Raw genomic sequence first — 24,440 nt, 5'->3', positions numbered from 1 at the left:
CGGGGTTCAGCCTGCTTTTCTGAATGTCAGATTGACCCGGCCTGTGCCCCATACCGGATGGGCCGGGCCCTCCAGTCTGCGTACCCCATGGAAATTCAATCTGGACGGCCCCCACCAGACCAGCACATCACCATCGCGCAGTCGCAGGGTACGCACCGGGTCGCTGCGTTTTGCGCCGCCCCATAAAAACAAGGCCTCACGTCCCAGGGAGACCGAGACAATCGGGTGCTGCAAGTTGCGCTCGTTTCTATCCTGATGCAAGGACATATGCGCCTGCTCGTCGTAGTAATTGATCAGACAGGTATCGGGTTGAAAAGGGCCCTGGCCCGACTCCTGGGCAATGCGCGTTAATAGTTCCTTGAATATGGCAGGCATGGCGGGCCAGGCCAAACCGCTTTGCGGGTCCGTGGGGCTGTAACGGTAGCCGTGTTCGTCCGATATCCATCCCAGGTCGCCACAACTGCTTTGTGCGGCCGACATACGATGCCCTGAGGGAACCTGCATATGCCGCCAAGGAGCACTGTGCACCAGTTCTTGAACCGCCTGTGCCAAGCTGGCGGCATAGGGCAGGGCCAGCCCCGGAAGGGCGATCAGGCCGGTATCCAGAGTCAGGACGTTGCCGGGAACGGGATCAAACAGGGAGAGCGTGGACATGCGCGATAGGGCGAATAAAGCAGTGACCAGAGTATAGTAATCGGGATTGTATTTTTGCGACTTCCCAGTAGAGGTGTCTATGGTCGAGCTGCTGATTCCACAACGTCAACACAGCATTGGTGCATTTGAAGTGGGGCGCGTTCTGCCCTTTCGCCAACGGCGTATGGTGGGGCCTTTTATCTTCTTTGATCGTATGGGGCCACAAGAGCTGACGGCACCTGTAGGGACAGAAAACGATGTGCTGCCACACCCGCATATTGGCCTGTCTACCGTCACCTATTTATTTGAAGGTGCCATGACACACCGCGACAGCCTGGGCGTGGAACAAGAGATTACGCCCGGCGCCTTGAACTGGATGACCGCTGGTTCAGGCATCAGCCATTCCGAGCGCTTTGAGCCCATGCGTACCCAAGGTGGCCGTATGGATGGCATTCAGGCCTGGGTGGCTTTGCCGGAACATAAAGAAGAGCAAAACCCCGATTTTGTGCATTACGAGGCCGAACAACTGCCTTTGATTCAGGACACGGGCCTGGAAGGTCGCCTGATAGCCGGATCGGCGCTGGGTCTGTGCAGCCCTGCCAGTGTGGCCTCACCCTTGTTCTATATGGAACTACGCGTACAAGCGGGCCAGTCTGTCCCCTTGCCAACCGGCCATGAAGAGCGCGCCATTTATATCTGTACGGGCGCGCTGGAGGTAGGCGCTCAACGCTATCGAGCTGGTCAGATGCTGGTCTTTGCCAAAGGCGACAGCCCTCGCATCCTGGCCGAGCAAAACAGCCATTTGATGCTGCTGGGCGGCGAGCCCCTGGGACCACGCCATATCTGGTGGAACTTTGTGTCCTCGCGCAAGGACCGTATCGAGCAGGCCAAGGACGATTGGCTCAATGGTCGCATCAGTCTGCCACCACTGGACGATGAGCAGTTCATCCCTTTACCTGCGGTGTAATGCTCTTTACGTCGATGGTGGAGGTGTTTGACCTTGTACGTGGACCGTGACCTCATGGTGAATCGGAGTGTTGATGGAGCGGGCAATAAAGCAGTATTCACCTACGCGATCGTGAAGCGATTTGGACAAGGCAAGGTCACTGTCCGGTGTGATCGTGACGAAGGGGCGCAATGTAACACTCTTGAATTGCCCAGCCCCGTTAGCCTCTTCAATCATGATGCCGGTAGGGTGGTCTTCATAGGCCGTGACCACAATGCCGGCTTCTGCCGCTATTCCCAGGTACCAAAGCATATGACACTGAGCAATCGATGCCAGGAAAAGCTGCTCTGGGTTCCAGCGGGCTGGGTCGCCTCGAAAGGCAGGGTCTGAGGAGGCAGCAATGGTCTCCAGGCCAACTGCCATCACGTCGTGGTTACGTGAGTAGGAGCGAAGGGTGCGGGTGCCGCTCCCGGTGTTGCCGGTCCAACTGATCAACAGTTCATAGTGGTGCGTTTTCATAGCTCTGCTCAGGCAAAGTGACAAGGAGCAAAAAGAGTAGCAGCGGGGGGCTATCGTACATACAAAAAAAAGCCCTGGAAAGAATCCAGGGCTTTGAAGGCTTGCTCATCAGGCTGGTGGATTTGCCTGTATCCGCTCTATGAGCAGACTGGTTTTTTGATTGACGAGCAAGCCGGGCAAACGGAATAGTACCGCTTGCGCAGCTTGTTTAGGAGGCCAATTGTACGGACTGGCGTCAAGCGAAACAAAAAAGACCAGTTTGATAGCAGGGCTATTGCAAATTGGCTTATAAGCATTGATTGGCGCTGCTTATCCATCAATCACGGGCAGGAATGTTCAAGCCGCGTTGTACTGCCGGGCGGGCCTGAAACTGGGCCAGAACACGGGCCACATTCTTGAACTGCTCGTACTCCACAAGCTCGCCTGCGCCGTAAAAACCGATCAGGTTGGCAATCCAGGGGAACAGGGCAATATCGGCGATGGAGTAGCTGTTGCCCACCATCCAGTCCTTGCCATCCAGATGCTTGTCGATCACACCCAGCAAGCGCTTGGATTCGTTGACATAGCGGTCGCGGGGGCGCTTGTCTTCAAAGTCCTTGCCAGCAAATTTGTGGAAGAAACCCAACTGACCAAACATGGGGCCTACGCCACCCATCTGGAACATCAGCCATTGCAGGGTTTCATAGCGTTGGGCCGGGTCTGCAGAGAGCAACTGGCCGGTTTTTTCTGCCAGGTAGATCAGGATGGCACCGGACTCGAACAAGGCCAGCGGTTTATTGCCGGGGCCATTGGGGTCCAGAATTGCCGGGATCTTGTTGTTGCTGCTGAGCGAAATAAATTCCGGGCTGAGCTGATCGTTGCGCTCAAAGCTGACCAGATGCGGCTCGTAAGGCAGGCCAATTTCTTCCAGCATGATGGATACCTTGACCCCATTTGGAGTGGGCAAGGAATACAGTTGCAGGCGTTCGGGGTGCTGAGCCGGCCATTTGCCGGTGATGGGGAATGCGGAGAGATCGATTGTCATGACGTCCTTCACAATGGGGTGTAGAGGAAGTCTTGATAGTAGCAAGCTGTACGGTGACATACCGTCGCAGCCCGCTCCCCAGTAAGGTATTTGTTCCGCTTAGCGGCTGCGCGGGCGCAAGGGGTCCAGCAAGGATTTCAGGCCATTGTGATCCAGCTCGTGCATCAGGGCCAGTAGCTGCCCTAGCCGCCCGGAAGGAAAGCCTTCACGGGCAAACCAGTTCAGATAATGTCCCGGCAGGTCGGCCAGCAAGCGACCTTTGTATTTGCCGTAAGGCATGGTGGTATTTAACAGGGCAAGCAGGTCGTCGCTGGATTCAAGCATGGGGGCTTAACGTAGATGGTCGGCAAAGAAAGCTAGTGTACGTTCCTGAGCCAGTTTGTAGGACGCTTCGTGAAAATCGGGGCGATGATCGCAGCCAAAACCATGCCCGGCAGGTTCGTACACGTAAATGGCCACATCCTTTTGCGCGTCTTTAATGGTCTGAATGGCGCTGGCAGGGATGGAGTGATCCTGGGCACCAAAATGCATTTGAACTGGAATCCTGGGCTGTTCCTGGGCGTTCTGGGCAATTTGCGAACCATACCAGCAACTGGCGGCTTTCAGGCCTTGCAAGCGGCAGGCGGCCAGCCAGCTCAAGGAGCCACCCCAGCAATAGCCGACAATACCAATCTTGCGCGAACCCAAGGCGTCCACGCAGGCCTGAATATCCAGCAGGGTCTTATCAAGCGCAATGCCGTTGCGCAGTGCCAGACCTGCTTGCACGTCCTCGGCGGTATAGCCCAGCTCTACATTTTTCTCTTGCCGGTCGAACAGGGCGGGAGACAGGACACGGTAGCCTTGCTCGGCAAAGCGTTCGCAGGTGTTGCGTATGTGTTGATTGACACCAAAAATTTCCTGCAACACGATCAAGCCGCGTTCGGCCTGTTCATCGCCTGCGACATAGGCTTTGAAACGGTGCTGGTCTGCGCTGGTCAAGCTAAGCGTACTCATGGCGTGTCCTTTAGCTGTAAAACAATAATTCTCTCTTATAACAGTCGCCCATACTGGGAGGCCAGCCTCAGGACGTTTACAATCCACCCAGAACGGCAGGGGTGTCTGGCTCTCGCCCAAGCCCCTCCTACTTCAATGGAATAATGATGCGTGACGTGCTAATGGACAGTCTGTTCTGGACGATTGTGATGCCCTGGTTCTTGTTTTTAGGGCTATTTCTTGTTCCCAAGAAACCTTCCTGGTTGCGAAACTACGCCTTTCCCGGCGTGTTTATTGCAGTAGGTTTGGGTCTGGTGGCTGGGGTGGCAGTCGGTGTGGGCATTTTCAGCATCGTGCTGGGCCTGATCGCCTTTGCCGTGTGCTACGAAAAGCCGAAAGCCAGCGCCTGAGTCAGGAGCAAACGGTTTGATGAAAAACCATCGCGGCGTGCTGCCTGCGATGGTTTTTTTTGTCGCCGGGCCGCCCCAAGGCGTAGCGTGGAGGGGGGCTTCAGCCGTCGACTGGCTCGGCAGGCGTATCCAGCGTCAGCAAGTAGAAGGCGACATCCAGCCAGCGGCCAAATTTGAACCCCACTTCCTTGAAGGTGCCCGCATGGGTGAAGCCCAGGCTTTGATGCAGATGGATACTGCCCGCATTGCTGGCATCAATACAGCCTACCAGGGTATGCACATTGGCCAGACGGGCACGCGTGATCAGCTCTTGCATCAGAATCTTGCCCAGCCCTTTGCCGCGGTGCTCCGGGTGCACATAGACACTGTGTTCCATGGTGTATTTGTAGGCGGGAAAGGCGCGGAAGGTGCCCCAGCTGGCAAAGCCCATCAACGTTCCTGCATCGTCAATGACGCCGACCACGGGAAAGCCGTTGGCGCGTTTGGTGGCAAACCAGCTCACCATGGCTTCGGGCGGGCGTGGCACATAGTCGTATAGCGCGGTGGAGTTCACGATGGCGTCGTTCAGAATCGCCAAAATAGCGGCTGCATGCTGCTCTTCATTGCAGTCTATAAAACGCAAGCCGCTTTCGCTGTCTTTCATTGATCCTTTCCTGTCAGGGGGAAGACCAGGGCTTCGTCGCCAATCGCGACGAGGTACTTGGCGGTCCGGGTGTATGGATGGCTACAGCTCAAGAGCGCTCGCTCTGGCCTATCGTGTGGCGTATTTTATTCCACTCTATTGGGTTTCTCATGGGAAATTCCCATTAAGAAAATGTCGTGATTCCCCCTGGTTTGAGGCCATGGATTCTGGCATCCAGACCTACGCCTCAGGAAAAGAAAAACGCGCAGCCCAGGCTGCGCGTTTTTTGCACTCTTGCTGCCTAGGTCAAGGCTGATCTGCTTGCCTACGCACCCATGTCCAGCAATCAATCGTAGCGAGCGGCGATATTGCGTTCACCAATGGCCAGACCCGTGGTCATCCCCAAGCCCGTGTGCATAACCGTCACTTGCGTACTGCCATCGGCCTGCAAGACAGAAAATGGAGCCGGGCCCTTTGCACCGTATACCCCTTGCCAGCGTTGCAGCACCTGCACCGGGCAACCCAGCACGGTTTCTGCCAGAGCCAGCAAGTACTGGTCTGTTTCTTCCTGGTTGAAGGGGCTGGCTTGCTGGCCGTAGTCGTGCGAGTCACCAATAATCAGATCCCCGTCCGGGGTGGGGCTAATCAGCAAATGAATGCCTTGATCCAGCAGGACGCCATGACGTTGCTGTACTTGCTCGCGCAGTGTGTCTGCCAACGGCAGATCGCTAAAGGCACCATAGTGCAGGCAGGACAAACCTGTCAGCAAAGGTCGGTCCAATGCCCAGCCTGCGTCCTGTGCACGCACTTTCAGCATTTGCAGACGTGTCACCGACGGCTTGACGGTATCGAGCAGTTCGCGATGCAGGCTGCTGTAGTCGTGACCAGGGCACACAAAAATGCTGTTGGCGGTGAAGTTGCCCACGCTGCTGTGTACCTGCCCCTCTTGAGCATAGTGCACATGCGCTTGGGTATACACATCCACGCCCATGGCTTGCAGGCTGCTGGTAATGGCGGGCAGGGCGTCGCGCGAGTAGATCTGCAAATCATCCAGACCTTGCAGCGCGCCGTGGTGATGCCCCAGACGGCCTTCAAAGAGTGTCGCCAGTTCCTTGCCGCTGAGCATCTGGCAGGCCACGCCTTCGTCCTTGGCACGGCCTTGGGCAAAGTCTTCCAGCAGTTCCAGTTCCAGGTGATTGCGTGCCAGGACCAGCGAGCCATTGCTGCGCACATGAAAGCCCGCTTGTGCCGCCAGATCCAGCCACAGACCTCGGCTTTGGCGTGCCAGTTCCATCATGATGCCCGGCGCCTGACCGGTCACCAGTACCTGACCAAAATTACGTATGGTGGCGCCTTGGGCCTGGTGGCTGCGCTCGAGCACAGCCACGCTAAGCTTGCGGCTGGCAGCCGCCCAGGCATGTGCCATGCCCAGGATGCCGCCCCCCACCACGATGACATCGTAGTGTTGTGTGCTCATTACTTCTTGGCTTCCGATTTACCGTCGTAACGTTTGGTCCACTCTTCGATGATGCGCTCGCGGTTTTCAGCGGCCCAGACGAAGTTGTTGTCAATCAGACGCTGGTTCAGGTCTGCTGGCAGGTGCGGGTTGGCCGTGGCGATAGAAGGGATGGCCAGCACGGCAAAGTTGGTCTTGTACAAGTGGTTGGCTTCTTCGCTGGCGGAGAAGTCAGCCAGTTTCTGCGCGGCTTCCAGGTTCTTGGTGCCTTTCATGATGGCAGCGGCTTCAATTTCCCAGCCCAGGCCTTCTTTGGGGAACACCAGTTCCAGCGGAGCGCCTTCTTCTTTCAGGCGAGCGCCACGGTAGTCAAAGGACACGCCAATCGTGTATTCGCCAGCGGCAGCCATATTGCAAGGCTTGGAGCCGGAGTGGGTGTAGGCACCAATGTTCTTGTGCAGACCGTCCATGAAGGTCCAGCCTTTTTCTTCACCAAACAGTTGCAGCCAGGCGCTTACGTCCAGAAAGCCGGTGCCCGAAGAAGCGGGATTCGGCATGACGATCTTGCCAGCGTACTCGGGCTTGGTCAGATCTTCCCAGGATGTGGGCATGGGCAGCTTGTTCTTTTCCAGCTCAACGGTGTTCACGCACAGGGCGGCGGCAAAACCGTCCATGCCAACCCAGCTGGGTGGGTTGTTTTGATCGCGCATTTTGGCGTCGATCTTGTCCAGACCCTGCGGGGCGTAAGGCTGCAGCATGTTCTGGCTGGCCATCAAGCCCAGCGAGGAGCCGGCCAGACCCCAGACAGCGTCAGCCTTGGGGTTGTTCTTTTCAGCCAGCAGTTTGGCGGTAATGATGCCCGTGGAGTCACGTACCCACTGGATCTTGATATCGGGGTTCTTTTTCTCGAAAGCAGCCTGGTAAGCCTTGAGCTGATCGGCTTCCAGCGCGGTGTAGACGGTCAGGGTCGTAGCGGCTTGAGCCAGGGAAGCGGCGCCCATCAAAGCGGCAGCCAAGGAGCTCAGAACAATGGTTTTCATGGAGAAGTGTCCTTGTGACAGCAAAAGGGGGGTGGGGTTAGAGAGAGTCGCCAGGGCATTCGCCCTGGGCCATCCGCTCGGTGATTTGTTCAACCACGGCAGGCAGTTGGGCAACGGTGTCGATCAGGTAATGCGGTTGGGCGTCGGCGAAGGTGGCTGCGGCGCGATCACGCAGGGTTTGGCGGCTTTCTTCGTCCAGAGCCAGAAATTCCAGTTCGGTCAGTCCGGCGGCATTGCCTGACAGCAGCAAACCTACCGTCCACATACCGGCATTGCGGCCTTCTTCAATGCCGACCGGGGTGTCGTCAATCTTCACGCAGGCACCGACATTCCTGATTTCCAGACGAATGACGTTTTCCAGGGCCATGGCAGGCCAGGGGCGTGCTTGCGGGACTTCGTCAAAGGCGACGTGGTAGTCCACCAGTACTTGTTGGCGGTGAGCGTGTTGCAGCAGGTTGTCCAGAACCAGACGCGGGTAGCCGGAGCAGGAGCCGATTTTCAGGCCTTGGCGGCGCGCCCAGGACAAGGTTTCGCGGGCACCGGGAATGGCGGCGGAGAACTCGCCCACGCGTTCGTTCTGCATGGGCAGGAAGGTGTTGTAGATACGGTCTACATCGCTGTCATCGGGTTCGCGCTCATGCAGGGCCACAAACTGGGCGTGCACTTCAGGCAACTCCAGCATGGCCTTGATGTGATCCCATTTACCGATGCCCATCGCGCTGCGGGCCTGGTCCAGGTTCAGATTCAGATCAAAGCACTTGAAGGCTTCAACCAGAATCTGGGTGGGAGCAAAGGATCCAAAATCCACCAGTGTGCCGGCCCAGTCAAAAATCAGGGCTTCAAGGCGTGGAGTCTGGTGATTTGGCATATCAAGCGATGTATTCGCGCAAGTTGGGGATGACATTGCGGTCCTGTCAGGTTGGAGAAAGAGAAGAAGGGGAGCGCCAGGCCTGGCTGCGGCGCAAGGAAGCGCGGCTCAGAGCATGAACCAGGACGCAGACAAAGCCGGAGCTGAGCATGATGACCGTGCACATGGCGGCGGCCGGGCCGATAAAGCCGGCGTCGTCCATATTCATGACCGCTACCGAGGCCAGCACGGTTTGCGGGCTGTACAGAAACACGACGGCAGACACGGTGGTCATGGCCGAGACGAACAGGTAGCGCGCCACCGACAGCAAGGCAGGCAGGCACAGCGGCACGGTGACACCCATCAAGGTGGACAGACGCGGAGCCTTCAGGGAGGCGGCAGCGGCTTCCAGCTCGCCAGGAATGGCTTTCAGGGCCGTCACAAAGTTCAGATGGGCACTGGTGTACAGGTGAATTACCGTACACAGGACCAGCAAGCTCATGGAGCCGTACAGGCCGGACAAGGGATTGTTGGGGTGGTTGAAAAAGAAGATGTAGCCCAGACCCAGCACCAGACCAGGAATGGCCATGGGGGCCAGCGCCAGCATTTGCAGCACGCCGTACAAGCCTTTTTCGGACTGACCACGGGCAGGCAGTTTCTCCAGCACCCAGGCGCCCAGAAAGATCAGGGCCGAACCCAGAATGGCGGTAAACAAGGCCATGGTCAGGCTGTTGCGCCAGGCCAGCCAGCCGCCACCGTCCATATTGTTGAAGTCGTAGGACTTCAGGGACAGGCTCAGGTTGTAAGGCCAGAACTTGATCAGGGACGCCCAGACCGCCATGCCCACAATGCTCAGAATGGCCAGGGATACCAGTACCAGAACGAGAGTGAAGTAACGGTCGCGCTGACGGTGTGGCAGAGGCGAGTAGGCACTGAGCGAGCCTTGAGCCTGACCGCTGGCACGAGCACGCAGATGACGGTCCAGAAAGAAGGTCAGCACAGCGGGAATCAGCAGCAGCACGCCAATGGCCGCGCCTTTGGAAAACTGCAACTGACCGACAACGGCTTTATAGGCTTCCATGGCCAGCACGTTGTAGGAACCGCCCACCACTTTGGGCACACCAAAGTCGGTGACGGTCAGAGTAAAGACCAGGCATGCGGCGGAAAAAACGGCATAGCGGCTGGCGGGCAGGGTTACCGTCAGGAAGCGACGCCAGGAGTTGGCACCCATGGCGCGGGCAGCGTCATACAGACGAGCATCGGCCAGGGCAAGACCGGTACTGAGAATCATCAGGGCGTGGGGGAAGGTGTAGAAGGCTTCGCCCAGCACAATGCCCCAGAAACCATAAATCGTTTCACCGCCCAACCAGTGACGCAGCAAACCTTGGTTGCCAAACAGGTAGATCAGGGACAGGCCTGGCATCAGCGATGGGGCCAGCAAGGGCAAAAGGCCCAGCGCACGAAATAGTCCGGCACCGCGTATGCAGCAGCGTTGCAGGGCAAAGGCGAACGCGTAGGCAACGGGGATCACGATCAGCAAGGTGGTCACGCCCACCAGAATGCTGCGGCCCACCATGGGCATGAAGCCCGGGGCGCTGATCACCGACCAGAACTGACCCAAACCCACCAGTTGCCCGTCGCCGTCCTGAATGGCGCGCAGCAAGATGAACAGCATGGGCAGGGCCAGGAACAGGACCAGCAGGGCAAACAGGGCAATCAATAAGGCGCGTCGTGCCGCCGAGCCTATCCAGACAGGCAAAACGGGACGGGTCAGGGGATGGTTCTTCACGCTAGTTTCAGCAACGGGCAGGCCATACAGGCTGGTGGAGCGCAGGGACGCCGCGCCAGGCTGTGGTGTGGAATCAATGGTGGGCATGCAGCGCCTCGCTGGGAAGCTGAATGCGGCAGCGACGTGCGGCCAAGGGGTCAAGCAAGCGATCCCCTTGTTCGGGGTTGACGATGGCCTGGACAGTGAGCCCGTCCATGCCTTCGGGGCGCAGAATCAGCTTGTAGTGACGGCCCAAAAACACGCCGTCCACGATGTCGGCCAAAAAGGTATTGGTCGTGGTGGCCGGGCTGCTGTTATCCAGTACCCGAATGTTTTCAGGGCGGATGAAAAGACGTCCTGCTGCAGTAGGCGCTTCCTGACCCAAGTCCAGACGAACGCGCTCGACCAGCACCGAGCAATCGTGCAAGGGCGTAAAGGGCAGCCAGTTGGCTTCACCGATAAAGCCCGCCACAAAGGGATCAGAGGGGGCTCGGTACAAAGCCTGGGGGCGATCAAATTGCACCAGTCGGCCTTTTTCCATCACGGCGATACGGTCCGCCATGACCATGGCTTCTTCCTGATCGTGCGTCACCATCAAGGTGGTGATGGACAGTTGCTTTTGCAGCGCACGCAGCTCGATACGCAGCCGCTCGCGCACCTGGGCATCCAGCGCCGACATGGGTTCGTCCAGCAAGAGCAAGGAGGGTGAGGGGGCCAGTGCACGAGCCAGGGCCACACGCTGCTGCTGACCGCCCGACAGTTGTGCCGGGTACTTGTTTTCCGAACCGGACAGGCCGACCAGATCCAGCATCTCGGAGACGCGTTGACGCACTTGGGTGGCCAGGTTCTTGCGGGGCGACAGGCCGTAGGCAATATTCTGGGCCACGGTCAGGTTGGGGAACAGGGCGTAGGACTGAAACAGGATGCCGTAATCACGCTGTTGAGGGGGCAGGTGAGTAATGTCACGGCCCGCCATCACTATGATGCCTTGATCGGCTTGTTGCAGCCCGGCAATGCATCGCAGCAAGGTGGTTTTGCCACAGCCCGAGGGGCCCAGCAAACACACCAGTTCACCGGCTTGTATATCCAGGCTGACCTGGTCCAGGGCGGTAAAGGAGCCGAACTGCTTGTGCAGTCCTTGTATGGTTAAAAATGCGGGCTTGGCGCTCATCCTGGGTTCCGACTTGTCATGAATGTCATGAACGTCAGTATGGGAGTCGGATATGGCGGCACTATGACAGTACAACTAATTTCTGTAATACGAGCATCGGATAATTTGGGCTTTGATTCTTCCCCGAGGAGAGCGGCAGCATGCTGGCTCTGGAACTGAAGTCCTTTCACGCCACGGCTCATTGTGGCTCCATTACCAAGGCTGCCCAGCAATTGGGGATCAGCCAGCCCACCGTGACCTCGCATCTGCGACAGCTGGAAACCCGCTATGGCGTGGAGCTGTTCTATAGGCAAGGCAAGGGGGTGTACTTAAGCCAGCAAGGGGAACGCCTCTTGCCCCAAGTCGAGCAACTGATGCAGCAAGCTGCCCAGATCGATTTCAGTTTGCGTGATCTGCGCGATCTGAAAAGTGGCATGTTGCGAGTGGGCGCGACCGGGCCGTATTACATCATGGCTGTATTACGGAATTTCCATCAGGCTTATCCCGGCGTGAAGATGCGTTTGAGCATTGATAATTCGCAACGGGTCTTGAGTGCCTTGCATGACTATCAACTTGATGTGATTGCGTCCTCGGCGCTGGTTGATGATCCGCGTCTGGTGCGTCTGCTGCTGGCTTCTGATCCCTTGGTGGCCGTGCTGCGAGTGGATCATCCTTTGGCTAACCGGCAGCGTGTGCGTATTGTGGACCTGTGCCGCCATCCCATTCTGATGCGTGAGCCCGGGTCCATGACACGGGAGCTATGCTATCAAGTGTTCCGGCAGGCGGGGCAGGAGCCGACGCAGTTGCTGGAGATAGGGAGCCGGGAGGCGATAGGGTGGGGAGTGGTGTGCGGCATGGGGGCCAGTTTGCTGCCCTTGCGTGAAGTGCCTGCGCATCCGGACATTATCAGTGTGCCACTCAGTGATGTCTCGGCTCATTTGAGCGAGTTTGTGTATTGCTTGAAAGAACGCGCGCAGGGCCATGCCATACGCGCGTTTCTGGAGCAGGTGCAGGCCGAGCTGCCTGCACCGGCATAAGGCCAGGATCAAGCCAGTTCGGCCAGACCTTTCTCAAAAGCCTGACGGGCCTTCTGGACAGCGTCGCGCTGTTCCTGAACGGCTTTGCGCTGGCTGGCAATCAGGTCTTCCTGCTGGGCCAGTTGCTCGCTGAAACGCTGACCCAAGGTGCTTTGTGCACTGACGGCAGCCAGGTTGGCGCGGATGCGCTCCTGTTCAGCCACGGTTTCGTTCAGGGTCTCAACGGCCTGATTCTGCGCTTGCTGGGCCTGACTCAGCTGACGACGCAGCTCGATCAGCTTGTCCATCCTGGCTTGTTGCGCGCTGTCCTGGCCGTTTCCACGCCACTGCAGCAGCATGTTCTCGTCGATTTCTTCCAGGCGCAATTCCATATGGTCTTGCAGGCTCAGCTGGGCCGTGACGGTGACCGTCTTGCCCTTGGCAACTTTCACTTTCAGGCGGTGCTCCTGGGCGGTATCGCTGTCATGGGCGTCGGACTTGAAGGACCAGCCATCCTGACGAGGCAACTGGATCAGCACCGTGCGATCTTCATCGGCCGGAGCCTTGATCTCGTAGCGGAAGTTCTGCAAGCGCGTCCATTCCGAACGGGCAACGCCATCAGTCACACGGGTTTTGCTCAGGCGGTATTCATCCGTTTGCTCTTCGCGGATTTGAACTTTGCTGTCTTGGGCAAAGTAGATCAAACGCTGCTCGCCAGCAGGCAGACCGGCCAGCTCTGCATCACCCACGTGACCGTCCTGTTCATTAAAGACGGTAATAATGCCGGGCGGCAGGCTATTGGCCTGTTCGTTCTTCACCCAAATGGCGGCTGTGGGATAGTCGCCAGCTTGGCCGCTGCGGTAAACCGAGAGGGACTCGGCCTGCAGCGATGTGTCGATAAAGGGCACCGAAACCGTCTGGCCGGTGGGTACGCTTAGCGTTTGTGGCAGGCTAAAGCGCACTTGAGTCTGACCTTCCTGTGCCTGGGTGCTGGCGCCAGCGCCGCCCGAAGCCCACTGTTTGGCCATGTTGCCATCGGCCGCATAGGCGGCGCTTTCCATCATGATGGGAGCGGGTGCGGCTGGAGCCATGCGAGCACGCATGGCCTCACCTGCTGCTTTGCGGGCGTGATTTGCGCTGACAGTAGCCTGGGTGTCAGCTTGCGGCGCGATGGAGCTGCCTACCGCCACCGGCAGTTCAGGGCGCTCGTTCCAGTAACGCTCCAGCAGACGCTGGCGCAGCATCACAGGCGAGCCCGAGCTTAGCGTGACCTTCACATCTTTCCAGTCCTCACCGCTGGTGTTCTCAAAAATGGCCCAGGCCTGCAGGCGGGCTTTGCCGTCCTGCATCATCAGGCGATAGGAGCTTTTCCATACCGGTGCAGGAATCAGGTAGGACAGGCGGGCTGTCTTGGTGTCGGTCTTGTTCAAGACCAGTTGAATATCACGCGACTGCTGATTGCTTTGACCGGCCAGCACTTCGGTGGCCTGCTGCAATTGCTGTTGCAAGGTCTTGTCCAGTACTTCCAGGCTGGTGTCCGGGCCCAATTCCAGGGTCTGGATCTGGCCCTGTTCTGTCAGCACGCTCAAGATGGCCTGGGCGGGATGTTCCTTGGTGGCCGCAGTAGCTTGCACCCCCAGGACGGCACCCCGTACCAGGCGGCCTTGCGAGCTGGCGCTGACTTGCTGGCCGCGCAACGCTTGTGCCAGGGTGGCGGGCGAGCGCAGGTCTTTGGCCGAGAAGGGCAGGCTGTCAAAGCTTTCTTTCAGTGGGGCCAGACCCGACAAGGTCAGGGAGTCGATGCGGTTCTTGCCATCGACGGCCATCAGGGTTTTCAGAATGTCATCGACCTGGGTCAGGGGCACACGCAACTGAGCGGTACCGGTGTCAGAGACGGGGATTTGTCGCTCGATCTCGGCCATACCGGCACTGGATAAGGTAATGGACTCGATCTGCTGGGCCCAGGCGGTGCTGGCTGCCGAGCCCATCCAGACCAGGAGCAAGGCGCCGGTCAAAAAGCGCAGGCGAGGCGTACGCGCAGCGTGGGGCACAAAGTGGTTCATAGCGCTTCCTTATTCATCCGTAAGCGAAACAAAGGGTTGAAGCGCATTATGCCTAGCCTTGTGGGGCTCTGTCTGTCATTCGGGTAACAAAAAAATGCCACCGTCCGGCTTTCTCTACCTGGAGCAAAAAATACTTACGTCATCAAAAGCATGCAAGGCTCTGCTAGGATTTGGGCAGCGTGGCTTGTGCCAGCGCGCGTTTATCAATCTGGTGAAGGATCAATATGATGTGGACGTCGTGGGGCAATGCCTGGGCGGGGATGGGAGTTGCTCTGATCTTGGCGGTCTGTTTTTTCTGGCCAGCCCGACACCTGTCCTGGAGCCTGCCTGTAGAGCTGGAGCCTGAGTTGGACGGGCGTTCGCCGCGTGCTCATCGTCAATGGGGATGGGTATGCCAGAGTCTGGCCCTGGTCCTGATGTTATGGGCCGGTTGGCGCTGGCAGTTGACGCCTGCAGCAGTGGCGGCCTGTGTGTTTATCGCCGGTACTGCTCTCTTGGCCTGGATTGACGCGGAAACCGGCTATCTACCTGATCGTCTCACCTTGCCCTTGCTGTGGCTGGGCTTGCTGGTCAATCTGGATCACACCTTTAGCAGCTTGCCCTTGGCGGTGATTGGCGCGGCATTGGGCTACAGCTTGCTGTGGCTGTTAAACCATGTGTTCTTGTTGCTGACCGGGCGTGCAGGCATGGGCTATGGCGACTTCAAATTGCTGGCCGCGTTGGGAGCGTGGCTGGGGGCCACCGCCTTGCCGGGAATTCTTCTGGCGGCATCGGTATTGGGCTTGCTGGCGGCTCTGGTCTTGCGCCTTGGTGGGCGTTTGCAAGCCGGGCAGGCCATTCACTTTGGTCCGTATCTGGTCCTGGGAGGCTGGGTCATGCTGTTTTCCTTGCCGCGCATTTTGTAAAACATGATTCGTTTTTTCCACAATTAAACAGGCTGTGCAGGCCTTGTCCGCGCTGCCACAGCAAAAGTTTGGACTCGTATGGGAGTCGTGGTAAAACGTCCGGGGCCAGTCGGGCTGGCGGGAGTTCCGCCCGAGCTGTATGTGGAAGTACAACGCGGTTCCATGGACATTGTCCCGCTGACAAAGCAGACGGGAACCTGAGGATGAAGGCATGATTATTGTTGTTGGCGCCGGTGTGGCGGGCTTAGCGGCGGCGCGTCGCCTGAGTATGCAAGGTCAGGAAGTAACGCTGGTGGCTCCTCAGGAGCCCCAGCCCTCGTTTGGTGAGACCTTGTCCGAACGCGGGGCCGTGGTCTTGACCAGCCTGGGCTGGGCAGGCTGTCTGGATGAGACGGTGGCCTTGCGTTCACAAGGGCGTTTTTCGGTATGGGGTAGCGCAGGATTGCGCACCGTGCAGGATGAAGACGGGCAGGGCTACCTGCTGGACAAGGCCCGTCTGGAGCAGGCGTTGTTTGAGCGCGTGCAAAAAGAAGCGAAGGTCAGTATTCGCCAGACACGAGTTCTGGGCCTGGAGCACCAGCCTGAAGGTGTGGTTGCCAGGCTGGCAGACGGTACCAGCCTGGAAGCTGCTGCTTTAATCGACTGTACTGGTCGTGCAGCCTTGTCCGCCGGAGCGGCCGCCCAGCGTCATCGTCTGGATAGACTGGTCGCTGCCTGGCACGTCTTTGACCTGCCTGAAGGGGCAGAACCCTTGGCTGCTTCCCTGGTAGAAGCCGTCGAGTTGGGGTGGTGGTACTTGTCCCCCATGCCGGGTCATCGCTTGATGGTGGCCTTGTTTTCGGACTCGGATCTTTTGCCCGATGGTTTGAGTCGAGATGGTTCGGTCTGGGCCGGTTTGCTGGGCTGTGCCGATGCGGCACGAGTGCGTATGGAAAGCCTGGGCTTGGATAGTCAGATGGCTTCTCACACTCCTAAAGTCAGCGCTGCTGCCAGCTGCACGGTGTCTTACTTCCTTGAAGGTCGTATCTTGCGTGCTGGAGATGCAGGCGCGGCCATGGACCCCCTGGCCGCCAATGGCCTGGCAACGGCCTTGTGGAGCGGATCACAATCGGCACAGGCTGCTGTAGCTCTGACAAAAGGCAATCCCGAGCCGGCGCGTGCTTACGAAAAGGACTATTTGTTGGGTTTGGTGCGTCACCTGAATTCGCAACATGCTCTGTATGGCATGGAGCAACGCTACGCGGCGCAGCCTTTCTGGCAGCGTCGTCATCGCGCCTTGGAGTGATGGTAAAGAGGGCGGGACAACGAAATAGCTTGCTGTAAGACCGCCAGAATCAAAAAAGCCGAAACAGTGCTCATGCTGTTTCGGCTTTTTTTATGGCTGATTGTTCTTCGGTAAGTCAGGGAGGTGTTTTGAATACGTCTGCCTTCAGTCCAAAAGGAGTTTGATTTTTCGGAAGGTCGTACCGCTGGAAGAGAGCCCCGGTCATATCAACACTGATTGGATCTACGTATCTGACTTCCTCGTCTTCAAACAGGGGTTCAAGCTGCTTGCTTTCAGACGGAAAAAACAAAAAGCCGATCATCTTGTGATGATCGGCTTTTTGAGGAATTTGTGGTGCCCAGGAGAGGACTCGAACCTCCACACCCGAAGGCACATGGACCTGAACCATGCGCGTCTACCAATTCCGCCACCTGGGCTTTTGATCAAGGCTGCTGCCCGTCTCAAGCATTCAATTATAGAGTGAGTTTCCTTGGGAAAGCAAGCATTTTTCACTCAATAAATTTAATTTCAATTTCTAGTTGATTGGCATTCTCATTATCATTATAGTGTGTCATGTGATATAGCATAAGAGTATGGACATGAAATTCAACACGATGGATGTCGAGCGGATGCTGCTGGATATGGGCCAAGGCCGAAAATACTCTGCTCGGGCCATGCAGCTCATGCTGATGGCCCTGCTCAAAGAGGGCAGTACTCACGGTTATCAGTTGATACGCCGTTTCGCGCAGCTTAGCCAGAACAGCTATGTACCCAGCGCTGGTGCGGTCTATCCCGCCCTGGCGTATTGCGCCACGCAAGGCTGGGTGCTGATTGAAGAAGAAGGCCGTCGCAAGATGTACAGCCTGACCAAGGAAGGGCACACGTATCTGGAAGAGCAAAAAGAAAAGTGCGATTACCTGATGCAGTCCCTGACCTATCGCGGGCGCAAGCTGGTGTGGATACGGCAGATGCTGGCCGAACACAATAGCGACGAGGATTTGAAGGCCGCGCAGGAACAAACAGGTTGGTTGCCGGAGTTTGTCCAGGTACGCCACAGCCTGAAGCAGGCCATGTTTGAACAATCGACAGCCAGTCTGGAACGACAGGCAGAGGTGGTGGCCATTTTGGAAAAAGCCATTGCTGACATACGGAACTTGCCCAAGGAGTCTTAAGAATGCAGTCTGAACAATTAACGCAGAAAGTTGCTCATACCTTGAAGTTGCGTTTGCTGACCGTAAAAAAGCGGCGCGAACTGGGGCCTGATATGGTGCGCATCACCCTGGAAGGCTCGGATCTGGAAGGTTTTTATACCCCTGGTTTTGATGACCACGTCAAACTGATTTTCCCGGACCCTGTCACTAAAGAATTGCGACTGCCTCAAATGGGCGAGCGTGGCATGGTCTTTGCCGCCGGTCAGGAAAAGCCACCTATCCGCGACTACACTCCTCGCGAGTTCCGCGAGCAGGAAAAGGAGATGGATATTGATTTTGTGGTCCACGGTGAAGGCCCTGCATGCCAATGGGCCATGCAAGCTAAAGAGGGCGACAAGCTGGGTGTGGCCGGCCCGCGTGGCTCCTTCCTGGTCAGCAAGGACCTGGATTGGCAAGTTCTGATTGGCGACGAAACCGCTGTGCCTGCCATGGCGCGACGAGTGAAAGAACTGCCTTCCAATGTGAAGGTGCAGGTTTACGTATTGGCACGTAATCTGCTGACAGTCGGTGCGATGGAGGCACCGGACCATGTCACGGTGAACTGGATTCCTTCGCTGGCCGGTTTGAATGGCATTCTGGACGCATTGCGTGCCGCACCCGAGTTGAGCGGCACCGGCTATGTGTGGGTCGCCGCAGAATATTCCATCGCTCAAAGCCTGCGTGAGTACTGGGTGCAAGAACGCGGCCTGGATAAAGGCGCGATTCGGGCCAGCAGCTACTGGCGTCAAGGCGATCAGGGCGACGACGCCCCACGCTTGGACTAAGCGGCTTTTTGCTGAGGGTAGGGCTGGGCGCGCAAGCGTCCGCCCACGTTCAACACGGGCTGTAAATCTGTATCCAGCACCGTATTGGGATGAGCCAGACGGTGTTCGTCAATCAGGCGGGCAATGGCATCCATGTTCAGCAACAAGGTGCTGTCAATATCGTGCTGGAAGCGGGCCCAATAGCCACCGCGACAACTGGAACCCAGCCAGCGTGGCTCGTAATCTCCGACCTTGTCAGCATGCACTTCGCACACGACGGCCAGCCGGGAACAACCGGGGTGCAGGACAATGCGGTAGTGGTGCTGCTCTAAAGTCAGGTGATAGCAAAACGGTGCAGACATGAAACACTCCTGTTTAGCTCTTGGAAGGGACTTCCGGGTGAGCAAGTTGGATTAAAGGACCCTTTGCCTGGAAACAACCAAGCATAAAAAAACCCGCTGGCAGCGGGTTCGTGTCTTGATGATCCCATTGATTGCCAGATGGCCATATCTTGAATCCACCTTGTGCGGGTACACAGGTTGGCATGGGTTGCCCCAACTCTTGATATAGCAATAAGCATAAAAGCGATTCTTATGAAGTGCAAGGGCTGCGCTTATTTCTGTCAGGCATGAAAAAAAGCAGAAATAGTTTGCACTCTTTCAAAATCATGTTATAGTTCTCTTCTGTCTTGCAGAGACGAGTTGAAAAACAAATCCAGCAGTCAGAGCCCAGGTGGCGGAATTGGTAGACGCGCATGGTTCAGGTCCATGTGCCTTCGGGTGTGGAGGTTCGAGTCCTCTCCTGGGCACCACAAATTCCTCAAAAAGCCGATCATCGCAAGATGATCGGCTTTTTGTTTTGTGTGTCCAAAAAACTGGGGGGAGCCGCCTTTTTGAGGATGAGAAAGGTCGGGTATACCGATCTGACGGGGGCTGTATACGCTGTTGCGATCCGTCTCAGTACGATGTGCCTTCAATCACCCGATCGAAGAAATCCGCTGGCCCCATTTGCCCACCTTTAAGCACCAGCTCCAGCCCATCAATCTCATCGTCCCCATGGCAGATGCAGGCGGCTACGCCTGGGCTGACTAAGTCCAGATAACTCAGGCCCCAAATACCCAATGCCTGGGTGCTCAAGCTGGACGTGTCGCCGCCCGCGATACAGAGGCGTGACAAACGGTGCTCTAACCGCAACTGTTTGACCAGATGACGTAAAAACTGCGCGCTGTCTTCTGCCACGAGTTGTGTAGGCAGGGTGGGGCGGCTTGGGCCCTGGTTTGCAGGCTTTGTTTGCAGCAAGGTATGACGTCCTTTGCGCACATTGTTAATGACCGTTGCGTGCAGCTTGGTGACATAGCTTGGGCTGTGATGCAGTTCGTACGGGTCAAGCTCAAAGATGTCTGCTTGCTGGCAACGGGCGACCTGCTGTGCAGTGATGGGCGACTGACTTCCCACCAGAATCAGCACCGGCTGTGTACTGGCGTGTAGTCCCGTAACGGGTTGGGCGAAAGTATCAGGCCGTTGGCTTAAATAAGCTTGTGCCACGCTGCTGGAGCCGGCAGTTAACACGGTTCCGTTTTGGCTGAGCACTTTAAGCAGCGCACCAGCCTGTGCAATATCGGCCTCACAAGCAATGTCCAGCAGAGGATGCTGATGCCCGTGTTCTGCAGCTTGCTCTTGCCATTGTTTGCTTTGCTTGTTCACTTCGTAGTCCGTCTTCTGATATTCGGTCCACGGCAGAGAGAACACGTTTTTTAACCCCTGTGCTTGCAGATGAAGCAGTAAATCTGCTTCGTGCATGGGCGTGACAGGGTGTGATCCCATCGTAGGGTGTCGATCAATCCGGTAGACCTGTCCGTCTTGTCCAGCCTGCGCGAACAGGGTGGCAAAAACGCAGTAGCGTCCCAGATTGATTTGTCCCCCCAGTACAGGGCTGACAGCGACCTGAGCCAGCGGGCGCAAGCACTCCAAAGCGATCGCAATATTGCCGATTTCAGGGCTGCTATCGAAGGTTGAGCAAATCTTGTAATGCAATAGCTTGGGCTGCATGGAGGCCAGAAAAGGGGTGACGCCCTTCAAGCTGTTGCGGATTTGCTCGCAATCCAGCGAGCGGGTCGCCCCCGCCAGCCCTATGGCTTCCAGTCCTTGCAGCCTTTTCAGGTGATGGGGGCTGGGGGCTTGCAAGAGCAGGATGGCACGTACTCCGCTCTGGCTTAAGGTCGCCAAGGTATCGCTGGCTCCGGTGAAGTCGTCGCCATACCAGACATATTCGGGGCGTAATACAGTCATGAGGTATTTCCGGTCAGGCCATTTTCGGGCCAAAAAACTCCAGCGCCTGGGCCAGCTCATTGCAGGTTCTGGCCTGTTCTTGCACGCTGATTCCCTGATCTGCTGCTTGCCAGGCCTGTTGCAGACTCAGCACTCCTGCATGCGCTCCGGCCGGGTGAGCCAGAATGCCGCCACCTGCCATGAACAGCACATCAGTACTGTTTGCGGCCTGCCAAGTTGCTTCCACGGTTCCCGCCCATTGTCCGGAAGACACCACGGGAAGGACGCGATCATCGTGCTGGTCGTCCAGACGATGCAGACACTGCCCAATGGCTTCACGCACTTCCTGATCGGCTTGTGCAAATTTCCCCTGCAGTCCGTGTACGTGAATATGGTCTGCTCCGGCCAGACGCCACAGGGTTTGATAGGCACTGACAGAAATTCCCAGCAAAGGGTGACGCGACAAGGCTCCGTAGCCATTGCGATGTGCATGCAAGGCCAGGCCGGTATGACGGCGCAGAGTTTGCAGCGCGGAATAGCCTACCCAGTTCTGGCTGACCATGACGCAACTGCCGCCTTCGCGCTCGACCAGATCGGCGTGGCGTTTCATGGCATCGGTTTCGTCGGTAATGTTGAAAGCAAACATTACATGCTTGCCGCTGCGCTCTTCATGAGCGCGGATCACTTCCATGACAGCGGGAATGCGCTCATGCAAAGGCGAGTGGGTCGGGTCAGCGCAGACTTCATCGTCCTTGATGAAATCTACTCCGGCATTGCACAAGGTTCGCACCAGCTGTACCACGTCGTCAGTACGCAAGCCCACGCTGGGTTTGATGATGGTGCCAACCATGGCGTTGCGGACAACGCCGGTACGGGAGCGGGTGCCGTCGATACCAACAGCAGGCATCTCGAACTGGCGGCGATAGGAAGCGGGCAACTCCAGCGCTTCCAACCGCAGGCCCGTTACCTCGCCCAGATCAAACAGGTTGCCTGTAACGCATGCAGCCAGTGTGGGTAGATTGGCGCCGATGTTGGCGATAGGAAACCGTATATCGACCAAGGCTCGCTGATAGGGTCCAGAGATGCCCCTTCGTTCCAGCAAGGCATTGGATAAGCTGGGCTGCGCGACGCTCTCCAGCCGTTGCACGCGTTCGACTGTCGCTCGTGCACGCTTGCGCAGCTCTTCGGTTTCCCCTGCAACACGGGTAAATGTGCCGCAGGACTGTTCGCCAGCGATTACCTCGGCAACCTGCTCGGACGGCAGGGGAGTTTCGATCAGGTAACGGGCCAGAAAAGTGTCAGTGCTCATGCTGTGTACGACCTATAGCGTGCTCAGATCAGGGAAGGGACGTACGGGGTCCTGGCCGTCCCAGTGCTCGGAGGCGGCACGGATCATGGAGAACATCTTGCCTTTGGGGCCCGCCACCTCGGATAGCTCAATGACGGCACCGGGATGAAACTGGGTATCGAAATAGCAAAAACGGCCGCGCTCGCCAACCTCGCCGCTCATGACAACGTTCAAGCCATGGTCCAGCGCGCGTTGCAGGTCCGCATCGTAGTTTTCTGTCCAGTAGGCGACGTGTTGCAAACCCAGCTGGCCGGCTTGCAGAAAGTCCCGGTACATCGAAGGAACATCGTTGCGGCATTGAATCAGTTCTACTTGCACAAAACCGGAATTGGCCAGGGCGACCGAGTTATGCGGCTCGTAGGATTCGCCTCGGTACTGGTAATTCTTGATGCCGACTTTGGGGTTGTAGTACCAGGGGCCTACACCCAGTTGGCGACTCCAGTAGTCCATGGCGGCTTCGATATCCCGCACCACATAGCCAAGCTGGCGGATTTCACCAAATAAGGTACTCATACATAATTCCTGAAGGGGTAAATCAGCTGAGCGAAGGCGCAGCCAGTCCCGCGGCAGACTTGGAGCGCTGCCGTCGGAGGGTTATCAATAGGGAGAGAGGCCGGGCTTGTGGCCCGGCTAAGAATTACTGGCCAGCGCCCTGGACGATTTCGTCGGGGATAGGCACACCGGCATATTTCAGATGGATTTCATTGAGCTTACCGTTCTGCAGATTGGTCTTGATCCATTCGTCCACCCAGCCTTTCAGTTCAGGCTCGTTCTGGCGCATGGCAATGCCCAGCTTGTAGGACTCGATCACGAACTTGACCTCGAAGGGGCGCGAGGGATTGCGGTCGGCAATGGCTTTGATAATGGGTGGCGTGATCGCCACAATGTCGGTCTGACCGCTGGCAGCGGCGGTAATCGAGGCAGCCTCATCATCAAAGCGCACCAGATTGGCTTGTGGTGCCCGCTCACTGATGAGCTTGTCCTGAGGGCCGCCACGGGTTACGGCGACACGCTTGCCTACCAGATCTTCCATGCCCTTGATGTCCACATCTTTGGGAGCGCCAACGGCTGCTTGAATAGCACCGTAGGGAATGGAAAAGTCCACGGCCTTGGCACGTTCAGGCGTAATCGACAGTGAAGAGATAATCAAATCGGCCTTGTTGGACAGCAGATTGGGAATGCGGGCGGAGTTGGTGGTCTGCACGATTTCCAGTTCTACGCCCAGATCCTGGGCCAGCAAGCGGGCGGCTTCCACATCCGAGCCTACAGCCTGCATTTTGTCGTCGATATAGCCATAAAAGGGTGCGCCCAGGTCGATACCGACGCGGATCTTTTTGGCGGCCTTGATGTCGTCCAGCGCATTGGCGCTGGCAGCGGCGGACAAGCCAGTCAGGCCCAGGGCCAGGATGGTGGCACGCAGGAGGGTCGAGAGTGTCATGGTGCAGTCTCCGTCAGGATATTGTTATGGTGCTAGGGAAGAATCTTTACAGACCGTGAGCCAGAAAGGCTTGCAGCTCCGGGGTTTGGGGATTGCGCAGCATGTCGCCGGGGCCGGTTTCCCAGACACGCCCCTGGTGCATGAAAATCACCACATCGGCTACGCGGGCAGCAAACTCCATTTCGTGTGTGACCAGGACCATGGTCATGCCATCGGCCGCCAGGCTTTCAATGACACGCAAAACTTCGCCGGTCAGTTGCGGGTCCAGCGCAGAGGTCACCTCGTCAAACAGCATGACTTTGGGTTCCATGGCCAGGGAGCGGGCGATGGCAACGCGCTGTTGCTGACCACCTGATAACTGTTCCGGATAGGCCTGGGCCTTGTCGGACAGCCCCACTTGCTCCAGGGTGCGTCGGCAAATGGCGCGAGCCTCTTCACGGCTGCGGCCACGAACGACTTGCGGAGCCAGCATGATGTTGCGTTCTACTGTTAAATGCGGGAACAGGTTGTAGCTCTGGAAGACGATGCCAACATCGGTCCGCAGCGAGCGCAGGCAGACATCCGGGTCGTGGACTTGATGGCCGCACACTTCGATCTGGCCGCGATCAATGATCTCCAGCCGGTCTATGCAGCGCAGGGCGGTACTTTTGCCTGACCCGCTGCGTCCGATAATGGCGGTTACCTGACCTTTGGGAATGGCAAAGGACACGCCATTCAGGACGGCATTGCTGCCAAAACTTTTGTAGACGTCTTTGAGTTCAACAACGATAGACATAAAAACTCCTTGGCGATCCGAAC

25 protein-coding genes, 2 tRNA genes and 1 riboswitch are annotated in these 24,440 nt (G+C 57.3%); of the genes, 8 read left to right on the top strand and 19 right to left on the bottom strand.

What is annotated here, in order from left to right; all coding sequences use genetic code 11:
- Positions 1-6: 6 nt before the first annotated feature.
- Positions 7-654 (bottom strand): DNA oxidative demethylase AlkB, encoded by a 648-nt coding sequence (gene alkB, locus M2Q46_RS05400; RefSeq protein ID WP_239054424.1) that lies wholly within the window; start codon positions 652-654, stop codon positions 7-9.
- A gap of 79 nt (positions 655-733) precedes the next feature.
- Here alkB and M2Q46_RS05395 point away from each other — a divergent pair, with 79 nt between their 5' ends.
- The gene (locus tag M2Q46_RS05395) at positions 734-1,600 is read left to right on the top strand and encodes a pirin family protein (protein WP_115633828.1); all 867 of its coding nucleotides are present in this window, start codon (positions 734-736) and stop codon (positions 1,598-1,600) included.
- A 6-nt stretch (positions 1,601-1,606) separates the two neighbouring features.
- Here M2Q46_RS05395 and M2Q46_RS05390 read toward each other — a convergent pair whose 3' ends face one another.
- The 4 genes from M2Q46_RS05390 to M2Q46_RS05375 form a co-directional block, all read right to left on the bottom strand.
- Positions 1,607-2,098, bottom strand: coding sequence for an OsmC family protein (locus tag M2Q46_RS05390; RefSeq protein ID WP_115633827.1), 492 nt, complete (start codon positions 2,096-2,098; stop codon positions 1,607-1,609).
- Between the two features lie 316 nt (positions 2,099-2,414).
- Positions 2,415-3,122 carry a glutathione binding-like protein gene (locus M2Q46_RS05385; RefSeq protein ID WP_009458889.1) on the bottom strand — a complete coding sequence of 236 codons (708 nt, stop codon included), beginning with the start codon at positions 3,120-3,122 and terminating at the stop codon, positions 2,415-2,417.
- Between the two features lie 99 nt (positions 3,123-3,221).
- On the bottom strand, positions 3,222-3,446 hold the full coding sequence (locus tag M2Q46_RS05380) for a DUF3820 family protein (RefSeq protein ID WP_003799391.1): 225 nt from the start codon (positions 3,444-3,446) through the stop codon (positions 3,222-3,224).
- A 6-nt stretch (positions 3,447-3,452) separates the two neighbouring features.
- Positions 3,453-4,115, bottom strand: coding sequence for a dienelactone hydrolase family protein (locus tag M2Q46_RS05375; RefSeq protein WP_115633826.1), 663 nt, complete (start codon positions 4,113-4,115; stop codon positions 3,453-3,455).
- Positions 4,116-4,261: 146 nt separating this feature from the next.
- Between M2Q46_RS05375 and M2Q46_RS05370 the strand changes: the two genes are divergently transcribed.
- The gene (locus tag M2Q46_RS05370; protein ID WP_223254053.1) at positions 4,262-4,504 is read left to right on the top strand and encodes a hypothetical protein; all 243 of its coding nucleotides are present in this window, start codon (positions 4,262-4,264) and stop codon (positions 4,502-4,504) included.
- Positions 4,505-4,604: 100 nt separating this feature from the next.
- On the opposite strand, the gene M2Q46_RS05365 is transcribed toward M2Q46_RS05370, so the two are convergent.
- The 6 genes from M2Q46_RS05365 to M2Q46_RS05340 all read right to left on the bottom strand — a co-directional run bounded on the left by M2Q46_RS05365 (position 4,605) and on the right by M2Q46_RS05340 (position 11,408).
- Positions 4,605-5,147 carry a GNAT family N-acetyltransferase gene (locus M2Q46_RS05365; RefSeq protein WP_060185230.1) on the bottom strand — a complete coding sequence of 181 codons (543 nt, stop codon included), beginning with the start codon at positions 5,145-5,147 and terminating at the stop codon, positions 4,605-4,607.
- A gap of 325 nt (positions 5,148-5,472) precedes the next feature.
- Complete coding sequence (locus tag M2Q46_RS05360; RefSeq protein WP_302356875.1) at positions 5,473-6,603, bottom strand: TIGR03364 family FAD-dependent oxidoreductase; 1,131 nt, start codon at positions 6,601-6,603, stop codon at positions 5,473-5,475.
- The gene (locus M2Q46_RS05355; protein WP_035272329.1) at positions 6,603-7,622 is read right to left on the bottom strand and encodes a putative 2-aminoethylphosphonate ABC transporter substrate-binding protein; all 1,020 of its coding nucleotides are present in this window, start codon (positions 7,620-7,622) and stop codon (positions 6,603-6,605) included. The genes M2Q46_RS05360 and M2Q46_RS05355 overlap by 1 nt, the downstream gene beginning before the upstream one ends.
- 37 nt (positions 7,623-7,659) lie before the next feature.
- On the bottom strand, positions 7,660-8,490 hold the full coding sequence (phnX, locus tag M2Q46_RS05350; protein ID WP_302356874.1) for a phosphonoacetaldehyde hydrolase: 831 nt from the start codon (positions 8,488-8,490) through the stop codon (positions 7,660-7,662).
- Positions 8,491-8,536: 46 nt separating this feature from the next.
- Positions 8,537-10,345, bottom strand: coding sequence for a putative 2-aminoethylphosphonate ABC transporter permease subunit (locus M2Q46_RS05345; RefSeq protein ID WP_137430238.1), 1,809 nt, complete (start codon positions 10,343-10,345; stop codon positions 8,537-8,539).
- Positions 10,332-11,408: a putative 2-aminoethylphosphonate ABC transporter ATP-binding protein gene (locus M2Q46_RS05340; protein ID WP_035272334.1), complete on the bottom strand. Its 1,077-nt coding sequence runs from the start codon at positions 11,406-11,408 to the stop codon at positions 10,332-10,334. The genes M2Q46_RS05345 and M2Q46_RS05340 overlap by 14 nt, the downstream gene beginning before the upstream one ends.
- A 140-nt stretch (positions 11,409-11,548) precedes the next feature.
- On the opposite strand from M2Q46_RS05340, the gene M2Q46_RS05335 reads away from it, so the two are divergent.
- Positions 11,549-12,424 (top strand): LysR substrate-binding domain-containing protein, encoded by an 876-nt coding sequence (locus tag M2Q46_RS05335; RefSeq protein ID WP_083053390.1) that lies wholly within the window; start codon positions 11,549-11,551, stop codon positions 12,422-12,424.
- Between the two features lie 8 nt (positions 12,425-12,432).
- Here the strand turns inward: M2Q46_RS05335 and M2Q46_RS05330 are convergent, their stop codons facing one another.
- Positions 12,433-14,466, bottom strand: coding sequence for a DUF4139 domain-containing protein (locus tag M2Q46_RS05330; protein ID WP_302356873.1), 2,034 nt, complete (start codon positions 14,464-14,466; stop codon positions 12,433-12,435).
- Positions 14,467-14,690: 224 nt separating this feature from the next.
- On the opposite strand from M2Q46_RS05330, the gene M2Q46_RS05325 reads away from it, so the two are divergent.
- Both M2Q46_RS05325 and M2Q46_RS05320 read left to right on the top strand, forming a co-directional pair.
- On the top strand, positions 14,691-15,371 hold the full coding sequence (locus M2Q46_RS05325) for an A24 family peptidase (protein ID WP_321387000.1): 681 nt from the start codon (positions 14,691-14,693) through the stop codon (positions 15,369-15,371).
- Between the two features lie 211 nt (positions 15,372-15,582).
- Positions 15,583-16,656: an NAD(P)/FAD-dependent oxidoreductase gene (locus M2Q46_RS05320; protein ID WP_302356872.1), complete on the top strand. Its 1,074-nt coding sequence runs from the start codon at positions 15,583-15,585 to the stop codon at positions 16,654-16,656.
- A 331-nt stretch (positions 16,657-16,987) separates the two neighbouring features.
- On the opposite strand, the gene M2Q46_RS05315 is transcribed toward M2Q46_RS05320, so the two are convergent.
- Positions 16,988-17,072: transfer RNA gene (locus tag M2Q46_RS05315), tRNA-Leu, on the bottom strand.
- Positions 17,073-17,234: 162 nt separating this feature from the next.
- Here M2Q46_RS05315 and M2Q46_RS05310 point away from each other — a divergent pair.
- Both M2Q46_RS05310 and M2Q46_RS05305 read left to right on the top strand, forming a co-directional pair.
- The gene (locus tag M2Q46_RS05310; RefSeq protein ID WP_022983141.1) at positions 17,235-17,807 is read left to right on the top strand and encodes a PadR family transcriptional regulator; all 573 of its coding nucleotides are present in this window, start codon (positions 17,235-17,237) and stop codon (positions 17,805-17,807) included.
- A gap of 2 nt (positions 17,808-17,809) precedes the next feature.
- On the top strand, positions 17,810-18,610 hold the full coding sequence (locus M2Q46_RS05305; protein WP_060185223.1) for a siderophore-interacting protein: 801 nt from the start codon (positions 17,810-17,812) through the stop codon (positions 18,608-18,610).
- On the opposite strand, the gene M2Q46_RS05300 is transcribed toward M2Q46_RS05305, so the two are convergent.
- On the bottom strand, positions 18,607-18,951 hold the full coding sequence (locus M2Q46_RS05300; protein ID WP_035272353.1) for a hypothetical protein: 345 nt from the start codon (positions 18,949-18,951) through the stop codon (positions 18,607-18,609). The two genes, M2Q46_RS05305 and M2Q46_RS05300, sit on opposite strands and share 4 nt — an antisense overlap.
- Before the next feature lie 117 nt (positions 18,952-19,068).
- Positions 19,069-19,162: riboswitch (SAM-I-IV-variant riboswitch) on the bottom strand.
- A gap of 153 nt (positions 19,163-19,315) precedes the next feature.
- On the opposite strand from M2Q46_RS05300, the gene M2Q46_RS05295 reads away from it, so the two are divergent.
- Positions 19,316-19,400: transfer RNA gene (locus tag M2Q46_RS05295), tRNA-Leu, on the top strand.
- Positions 19,401-19,545: 145 nt separating this feature from the next.
- Here the strand turns inward: M2Q46_RS05295 and M2Q46_RS05290 are convergent.
- The 5 genes from M2Q46_RS05290 to M2Q46_RS05270 form a co-directional block, all read right to left on the bottom strand.
- Positions 19,546-20,877, bottom strand: coding sequence for a four-carbon acid sugar kinase family protein (locus M2Q46_RS05290; RefSeq protein WP_226348360.1), 1,332 nt, complete (start codon positions 20,875-20,877; stop codon positions 19,546-19,548).
- Positions 20,878-20,890: 13 nt separating this feature from the next.
- Positions 20,891-22,165, bottom strand: coding sequence for a RuBisCO large subunit C-terminal-like domain-containing protein (locus M2Q46_RS05285; RefSeq protein WP_268380022.1), 1,275 nt, complete (start codon positions 22,163-22,165; stop codon positions 20,891-20,893).
- Positions 22,166-22,177: 12 nt separating this feature from the next.
- Positions 22,178-22,717, bottom strand: a complete 540-nt coding sequence (locus tag M2Q46_RS05280) for a VOC family protein (protein WP_268380020.1) — start codon at positions 22,715-22,717, stop codon at positions 22,178-22,180.
- Positions 22,718-22,841: 124 nt separating this feature from the next.
- Entirely contained in the window at positions 22,842-23,642 is an 801-nt protein-coding gene (locus M2Q46_RS05275) for a transporter substrate-binding domain-containing protein (protein WP_137430244.1), read from the bottom strand.
- A 46-nt stretch (positions 23,643-23,688) separates the two neighbouring features.
- A complete protein-coding gene (locus M2Q46_RS05270) occupies positions 23,689-24,417 on the bottom strand; it encodes an amino acid ABC transporter ATP-binding protein (protein WP_035272361.1) in 729 nt (242 codons plus the stop codon).
- Positions 24,418-24,440 lie beyond the last annotated feature (23 nt).

The organism is Alcaligenes sp. YSL9, from assembly GCF_030515105.1.
In the GTDB taxonomy this organism is placed as follows: Bacteria; Pseudomonadota; Gammaproteobacteria; order Burkholderiales; family Burkholderiaceae_B; genus Alcaligenes; species Alcaligenes phenolicus.
This window is presented reverse-complemented; position numbering and strand designations above follow the sequence as displayed.